Here is a 2,518-nt window from a genome sequence, read left to right as displayed (position 1 = left end):
GCATTGGCCCTGCTCGCCGCGCCGCCGCCAAGGCCGCGGCCCGAGCGAAGCGCCTGCACGCCGGCCGCGAAACCTTCGAGATAGCGCTTCTGCTCGTCGGTGAAGTCGACGGAAACGGGTTCGATTTTCATGGTCTGCAACGAAGCTCCTGCAGCCACTGTTGGTGGCCTCAACGGGAAACGGGACTGACCGCTCGGCCATCGCTCCGGCCAAATAGCCGTCTCGATCGCCAAGACACGGTCCGATCAGCCTCGTTGCTGCGGATATCCATCGCGGAAATAGGCCAGCGGGCATCTGCGACGGCTGGCCTGAATGTCATGATACAAGACCTGTGCCATTGCGGCATGATTAGAATTTTATTTTGAAATCAATATCTTATTTGTATTTCATGGCATGAACTGGATGGCAATTCATGCCTTTTCAAACGGCATAAGCTCAAAAAATAAGCTTCCGATCGCAACGCCTAAAGCGTCATCAGCAGCGCTTGACCGCGAAGGAGGCCAGATATCCGGCGATGTCATGGGGATCGAAGGCGGCTCCGGCGAAAGCGCCGACCGCCGGAACGGCTGCGGAAGCCGCCCCGCTTCGTCCCAGCGCGGCGTCGTAGAGGTCCGGCCGGAACACTGCCATCGCCGTCTTCAGTGCGTCCGGGCTGATCGAGGTCTGGCCCCAACGGGCCATTTGCGCGTAAAGCCAGGCGGCCTGGGCGGGATCGGGCCGCGAGGCATCCTCGCGCCCGACCAGGAGATAGCGGTCGCTCTCGCGAATCGTCCCCTCGGGTGAAATCTTCAGGCGTCCGTCGAGCGTCCGCTGGATCACCGCGGCATCGACACCCACACGCTCCGGCTGCGCCAGAAGGCGCGCGGTCTCGCTGCGGTTCTGCTCGACATAGCCGGCCGCGCGCGAGATGGCGCGGACCAGGCTTGCGAGGATTTCAGGGTTTTTCTCCGCCCAGTTCTGTCGGACCGCGAGCACTTTTTCAGCCGCACGCACCAGAATGTCGGAGACGAAATGCAGGATATGGCCGACGCCGCGATCGACCGCGATGGAATTCCAGGGCGCTCCGACACAGAAGCCGTCGACATGACCATTGGTCAGGCTATCGACCATATAAGGCGGCGGCAGCACGACCAGCCGGACGTCTTCGTCGGGATCGACCCCGCCAGCCGCCATCCAGTAGCGGAGTTGGTAATTGTGGGTCGAGAACGGAAAGGTCATGGCAAAGGTCAGCGGCTCCTTGCCGCTCTTGCGCCTGTCCGCGACAAGGCGCGCCAGCGCCAGCGCGGTCGCCATCGGATCGAAGCGGTCGCCTTCGATCTGGCTCATGATCGCCGCATGCAGCGCCGGCGAGACCGTGATCGCATTGCCGTTGATACCGAGATTGAAGGGGGCGGCAATCGGCACCTTGACGTGCCCCAACCCCAGGCTCGACGCGATCGCGACCGGCGCCAGCAGATGCGCCGCCTCGAACAGCCCGATATTGAGCTTGTCGCGGATATTCGACCATGACACCTCCCGAACCAGCGTGACATCGAGCCCCTCGGCGGCGGTAAAGCCCTTGTCCACGGCCACGATCAGGGCTGCGGCATCGACCAGCGGAATGAAACCGATGTGCAGGGGCGTCATCATTTCAAGAGCTCCGACGCGGTCAGGATCGACTGCGCGATCTCGCCGATCTTCTTCTTCTCGCGCATCGCGGTGGAGCGCATCAGCACATAGGCCTCGTCTTCGGTGAGGCCCTTCACCTTCATCAAGATTCCCTTGGCGCGATCGATCACCTTGCGCTCTTCCAGCGCCGACTTGGTGCGATCGAGCTCGTCCTGCAATTTCGCAAAGGCGTTGAAGCGTGAGACGCAGAGATCGAGGATCGGCTTGATGCGCTCCTTCTTCAGGCCGTCGACGATGTAGGCCGACACCCCGGCATCGACGGAGGCCTGGATCGAGGCCGCATCGCTCTGGTCGACGAACATCGCGACCGGCCGGCGCACGGCACGGCTCACCTGGAACATCTGTTCCAGGGTGTCGCGGCTGGGATTTTCGAGATCGATCAGGATGACATCAGGATCGAGCGCGTAGATTCGGGCCAGCAGGCTCTGCATCTCGCTGATGTGGACCACCACGGTGAAGCCCGCCTCCCGCAATCCCTCCTCCAGGATGGCGGCGCGGATCGGACTTTCGTCGACAATCACGATTTTCGGCGACTGTTCAGCGCTCATCGATCACTGGTCCTGCACACCGATATCCATAGCACGCGACACGCCGGCTTAAAGCCTTGTAATTATGGGCGAATGAGACTAGCTGACGGCAGTCACCCGAACAGATCGCAAGATAATATGCAACAGGCCGCCGCGCCCAAAGTCAGTTTTGTCTCATTGGGATGCCCCAAGGCTCTGGTGGATTCCGAGCGCATTATCACGCGGCTGCGCGCGGAAGGCTATGAGCTTGCGCGCAAGCACGACGGCGCCGATCTCGTGATCGTCAACACCTGCGGTTTCCTGGACAGCGCAAAGCAGGAATC

2 protein-coding genes and 1 pseudogene are annotated in these 2,518 nt (G+C 61.6%); 1 reads left to right on the top strand and 2 read right to left on the bottom strand.

Annotation, left to right across the window (positions count from 1 at the left end):
- Positions 1–474: 474 nt before the first annotated feature.
- Together WCB02_RS15770 and WCB02_RS15765 are read right to left on the bottom strand one after the other, a co-directional pair.
- Positions 475–1,629 (bottom strand): CmpA/NrtA family ABC transporter substrate-binding protein, encoded by a 1,155-nt coding sequence (locus tag WCB02_RS15770; RefSeq protein ID WP_423959316.1) that lies wholly within the window; start codon positions 1,627–1,629, stop codon positions 475–477.
- Positions 1,626–2,216: an ANTAR domain-containing response regulator gene (locus WCB02_RS15765; protein ID WP_423959314.1), complete on the bottom strand. Its 591-nt coding sequence runs from the start codon at positions 2,214–2,216 to the stop codon at positions 1,626–1,628. Before WCB02_RS15765 ends, WCB02_RS15770 begins: the two co-directional genes overlap by 4 nt.
- Before the next feature lie 117 nt (positions 2,217–2,333).
- On the opposite strand from WCB02_RS15765, the pseudogene WCB02_RS15760 reads away from it, so the two are divergent.
- A pseudogene (locus tag WCB02_RS15760) lies at positions 2,334–2,518 on the top strand (30S ribosomal protein S12 methylthiotransferase RimO); the annotation flags it as partial.

This window comes from Bradyrhizobium sp. (assembly GCF_049581145.1).
GTDB lineage: Bacteria > Pseudomonadota > Alphaproteobacteria > Rhizobiales > Xanthobacteraceae > Bradyrhizobium.
The sequence above is the reverse complement of the archived record's forward strand: the minus strand, read 5'-3'. Positions and strand labels throughout refer to the sequence as shown.

What these genes read in the sequence shown, in the direction of transcription:
- WCB02_RS15770 (WP_423959316.1), bottom strand. Translation starts at nt 1,629, where the DNA reads ATGATGACGCCCCTGCACATCGGTTTCATTCCGCTGGTCGATGCCGCA.
- WCB02_RS15765 (WP_423959314.1), bottom strand. Translation starts at nt 2,216, where the DNA reads ATGAGCGCTGAACAGTCGCCGAAAATCGTGATTGTCGACGAAAGTCCG.